Annotated in this window: 4 protein-coding genes and 1 pseudogene; 3 read left to right on the forward strand and 2 right to left on the reverse strand. The window is 67.0% G+C overall.

Features of this window, described 5'->3' with window-relative positions:
* The 3 genes and pseudogenes from U9977_RS25725 to U9977_RS25735 all read left to right on the forward strand — a co-directional run.
* Window positions 1-213, forward strand: a pseudogene (locus U9977_RS25725) (IS5/IS1182 family transposase); the annotation flags it as partial.
* A gap of 235 nt (window positions 214-448) precedes the next feature.
* Window positions 449-1,453 carry a site-specific integrase gene (locus U9977_RS25730; protein WP_322751867.1) on the forward strand — a complete coding sequence of 335 codons (1,005 nt, stop codon included), beginning with the start codon at window positions 449-451 and terminating at the stop codon, window positions 1,451-1,453.
* 354 nt (window positions 1,454-1,807) lie between these two features.
* Window positions 1,808-2,530: a group II intron maturase-specific domain-containing protein gene (locus U9977_RS25735; RefSeq protein ID WP_322751868.1), complete on the forward strand. Its 723-nt coding sequence runs from the start codon at window positions 1,808-1,810 to the stop codon at window positions 2,528-2,530.
* Between the two features lie 210 nt (window positions 2,531-2,740).
* Here the strand turns inward: U9977_RS25735 and U9977_RS25740 are convergent, their stop codons facing one another.
* Window positions 2,741-4,210 carry an MFS transporter gene (locus tag U9977_RS25740; protein ID WP_322751869.1) on the reverse strand — a complete coding sequence of 490 codons (1,470 nt, stop codon included), beginning with the start codon at window positions 4,208-4,210 and terminating at the stop codon, window positions 2,741-2,743.
* 44 nt (window positions 4,211-4,254) lie between these two features.
* Window positions 4,255-4,796, reverse strand: a 542-nt coding sequence (locus tag U9977_RS25745; RefSeq protein ID WP_322751870.1) for an NAD(P)H-dependent oxidoreductase, incomplete at its 5' end; no start/stop codon positions are given.

Here is a 4,796-nt window from a genome sequence, read left to right on the forward strand (position 1 = left end):
AAGGGGTTTAAAGTCCGCCCCCGCCGGTGGGTGATCGAGCGGACGTTGGGCTGGCTGATGCACTACCGCCGCCTGGTCCGCGATTACGAGACTCGCCCTCAACGCTCCCGAACTATGATCCACTGGGCGATGATTGATCTTATGGGTCGCCGTCTCACCGGGGAGAGGACCCCGACATGGCACTACCAACCCGGACAACTTCCACCTACCTGAACAAGACGTCCTCTCAGACATACCTTTGCGGTCCACAACCTGCGCGCGTGGTTTCGCCGCGGCGACGACGTCGGCGCGCTGCTGCCGGTCCTGCAGACCTACCTGGGCCACGCCTCGATCGGCGACACCGCCTACTACCTGCGGCTGACGGCCGAGTCCTACCCCGACATCGCCGCCCGGGTGCACCGCGTCCTCGGCGACGTCGTCCCACCCGTCACCGACTGGCCAGGCCGCCATGGCGACTGACTACGCCCTCGCGCTGCGCCGCTTCCTCACCGGGCACCTGGCCGGGATGCGCGGCAGCTCACCGAACACCATCGCGTCCTACCGCGACACCTTCAAACTACTGATCATCTTCTTCCGGGGCACCCGGTCGGTTCCCCCGGACAGGCTCACCCTCGAGCGCATCGACGCCGACGCCATCGCCGCGTTCCTCGACTGGCTCGAGGACAGCCGGCACAACACCGTCTCCACCCGCAACCAGCGCCTCGCCGCGATCAGCTCGTTCTACCGGTGGCTGCAGTCGCAGGACCCCACCCTGCTGGCCTGCTGCCAGGACATCCTCGCGATCCGGGCCAAGAAACACGCCCACCCGGGGGTCAACCACCTCACCGTGGAACAGACCCGCAGCCTGCTCGCCGCGCCCGACCGGTCCACCCGCCACGGCCGCCGGGACGCGGTCCTGCTCGCCACGCTCTACGACACCGGGGCCCGCGCCCAGGAACTCGCCGATCTGGTCGTGCGTGACATCCGCCTCCAAGCACCGGCGATTGCCGCCCTGACCGGCAAAGGCCGCAAAACCCGCCACGTCCCCCTCATCGGCAACACGGTCGGACTCCTCGACGCCTACCTCGGCGAACACCACCTCACCCGATCCGGCCACAGCGACCATCCGCTGTTCTTCAACCAGCACAACACCAAGCTCAGCCGCGGCGGGATCGCCTGGGTCCTCCGGAAATACCAGGTGAGCACCGGCAACCCGACACTCACCGCCGCCACGATCACACCCCACACCCTGCGTCACAGCAAAGCCATGCACCTCTACGAGGCGGGCATCCCACTGCCCTACATCCGCGACATATTAGGACACGTCGACCTTTCCACCACCGAGATCTACGCACGGGCCTCGACCGAAGCCAAACGCAAAGCCCTGGAAGGGGCCTACACCGACATCGTCACCGACGACCTGCCGGAGTGGAACCAGGACCCCGACCTCCTCAACTGGCTCACCTCGCTGTGAGCCTCCGCGGCTGACCGGTTATGCGCAGCGCTCACGCCCCGATCGAGCCCCCACCAGGGCCGACAGGCCAGCGCTGCTCATAATCCAGCGCTGTTCATTAGGCGGGATTCTTTCACCGCTGCTCGCGAACGTGGCCCTGTCGGTGCTCGACGAGCATCTGCACGGGCCGTGGCTGCCAGGCGGGGCGCAGTCGACTCAGGTTAAACGCGCGGGCCGGCGCAAGAAAGGGCTCCCGAGGTGGCGGCTCGTCCGTTACGCGGACTTATGCCGACCTCGGCATAAGCGGACGACTTCGTCGTCCTGGTCCACGGGAATGAGCACGACGCCCAAGCGCTGCGCGAAGAAGTGGCCCGGGTGTTGGCCACGATGGGTCTGCGTCTCTCCGAGGCGAAGACCCAGGTCACGCACCTGGACCGGGGTTTCGACTTCCTCGGGTTCCGCATCCAGCGGCGCCGTAAGAGGGGGACGAACAAGTGGTACGTCTACACCTTCGTGGCCGACCGGGCGATCCGGGCGGTGAAGGCGAAGATCAGGGCCATGACTCCCAGGGAATCGCATCAGGGCCTGGAGGGCTTGCTGACCTGGATCAACAGGGTCACGCATGGGTGGGCCGGCTATTTTATGCACGCCGTGGCGAAGCACGTGTTCAACGCCGTCGACAACTTCGTCTGGTGGCGCCTCGCCCGGCTGCTGATGACCCGGCACCGCTGGAGATGGAAGGAGTTCCGCGCCCGGCACACCACCCCCACCGGGAGATGGCAGACCTACCGGGCCGGTATCACCGAGTGGAAGCGGATCGCCAAGGTACCGGTCACCCGGTACCGGTCACCCGGTACCGGTCACCCGGTACCGCTACCGCGGCACCCGGATCCCCACCCCCTGGACCCCACAACCCACATAGACGGCAGAAGCCATGGAGCGCCCGGTGCGTCGAAAGGCGCACGCCGGGTGCGGAGAGAGGCCGTGGGAAACGGATCGAGAGCAATCCCGGCACCGCGCCCACAGCCTACTCGACGGGAATGTCGTACGACACGAGGTCTGACAAGGTCGCACGGAGTGAGTGGACTCACCGTGTGAGGGATCGGAGGTGTCCGGTGGTGTAGTCCTGGACTGGTGTCCAGTGGTCGGTCCCCGCTTCGACGTGCGTCGCTGGTAACGGCGGGGTGCGAAGCTCGGATTTTAAACCCAAGGATTCCCGTTCCATCCGGGGTTGCAGGTGAGGGGAAGGCTGGTCGGGTGAACGTGAGTGAATCTCTGTACGGATGATGCGTCATTTCTGACCTCCGGTCAAAGAGCATCCGCCTCCTGCGGTGTGCCGCAAGAGCTGAGGCCTCGCCGCGGCAAAAGCAGGCTGAATGCCATAATGGCCAGACCGAGGCCAGCCGCGATGAGAAAGACCAGGTCGTAACCATCGGCGAGCGCGGCCGTCGCGGAGTTCCCGCCGGCGTCCCTCGCGGTTGCGGCGCTCGCCGCGGTCGCGAGCACCGCGAGGCCTATCGATCCGCCCACTTGGTTGGCGGTAGTCGCCAGGCCGCCGACGATCCCCGCGTCGCCGTCGGGAACGTTGGCGGTCGCTGCGGCCATGAGGGTGGGGAAGACCAGCCCTATGCCGACGGCGATGAACAGCGTAGGCCCGAGTACGCTGGCGGCGTAGCCGCTGTCGGCGTGGGATCGGGAGAGCCACCAGAAACCGGCCAGGAAACAGGAACAGCCGCCGAGCACCAGTGGACGCACACCCGTTCGTGGCAGCAGGTTCGCGGCCCATCGCGCAACCACCAAAAACGTCACGGCGGCTGGGGTCTGCCCCAGCCCGGCTTTGACTGCACTATAGCCGAGCACGTTCTGCATAAAAAGCGACGTGAAATACCACATCGCGATGGCAATCCCTCCGAACAGCATGAGCACGCCGAGGCCGACGGCGACCTCACGTACTCTGAAAAGCCGGACGGGCACCATCGGGTAGGCGGCGAAACGAGCTTCCACCAAGAGGAAGACGACCAGCAGAAGCAGGCCCGCCGCGGCTGGTCCTAGGACGCGCGCGGACGTCCAGCCGTGATCGGCGCTCTGCATGCCCCCGTAGATCAGCGCGGCCAGGCCCGCCGTTCCCAGGACAGCTCCAGTGAGGTCGAGCGGTTCCCGTCGCACGGATCGCTTTCCGGCGAGCGACGTGACGGCTACGGCGATCAGGATGGCGCCGATCGGCACGTTGATGAGGAAGACCCACCGCCACGACAGGCCGGTTGTTATGCCACCACCCGCGATCGCGCCGGCCATCCCGCCCACACCGCCCGAGGTGGCCCACGCGCCGAACGCGCGGGCCCGGTCCCGGTCCTCGGTGAAGCAAATGTTGATCATCGCAAGCGTCGCCGGCGCGAGCAGGGCGGCTCCCATACCCTGCGCGACGCGAGCCGCCACCAGCACTTCCGGAGCGGCCGACAGGCCGCCGACGAGACTTGACACGGAGAACAAGAAGAGCCCGCCGACCAGTATCCGGCGATGGCCAAACAGGTCGGCGGCGCGGCCGCCCAGCGGCATGAAGCCGGCGAAGGTGAGCAGGTAGCCGTTTACCACCCAGGCCAGTGCGGTATCGCTGGTAAAGCTCAGACTTCGGTCGATTGTGGGCAGGGCGACGTTAACGATAGACGAGTCAAGGATCACCATGAACTGACATGCGCACGCCAGCGCCAGAACTATCCAGACGGGTCCGGTCGTTACTAGCCGGTCGTCGCGGGTCGGCGTAGGTGTTTCAGTCGTCACGGGCCTCTCCCGGATGCCGGCACGATTGCGGGTGACATTGCCGTTCATACGACCTGGGGGGTCTTCTCGGTCTCGGCCGCATGGACGCTCACGTTGGTGGCGGTGGCGGTGGCGGTGGCGGTGGCGGTGGCGGTGGCGGTGGCGGTGGCGGTGGCGGTGGCGGTGGCGGTGGCGGTGGCGGTGCCGGGCGCCAGCAACCTGATCGTGATCTGAGCCAGCCGCTGTCCCTGGTACCTGGCTGCGTCGAGCGCCGCAATGTCGGGGCCGTCCCCGGTCGAGCCGTTCACCGCGGCTGTGCCGTAGGGGTTGCCGCCGGCGGCGTACACGACCGGATCGGTGAATCCGGTAGGGACGATCAGCGCTCCCCAGTGGTAGAACACGTTGGCCAGCGACAAGATCGTGGCTTCGCTGCCGCCGTGCCGGTTGAACGCCGCGGTGAAGGCCGTCACCGGCTTGTCGGCCAGCCTGCCCTCCCGCCACAGCCCGCCGGTCTGGTCGATGAACTGCTTGAGCTGCGCGGCCGGTGCGCCGAACCGTGTCGGTGTCCCGAACGCGAACGCATCGGCCCACGCCAGGTCCTCAACCG

This window comes from Protofrankia sp. Cas8, from assembly GCF_963555845.1.
Lineage (GTDB): Bacteria > Actinomycetota > Actinomycetes > Frankiales > Frankiaceae > Protofrankia.

Bases quoted from the DNA above. Each gene is read 5' to 3' on its own strand.
- U9977_RS25730 (WP_322751867.1), top strand. From the start codon at position 449: ATGGCGACTGACTACGCCCTCGCGCTGCGCCGCTTCCTCACCGGGCAC.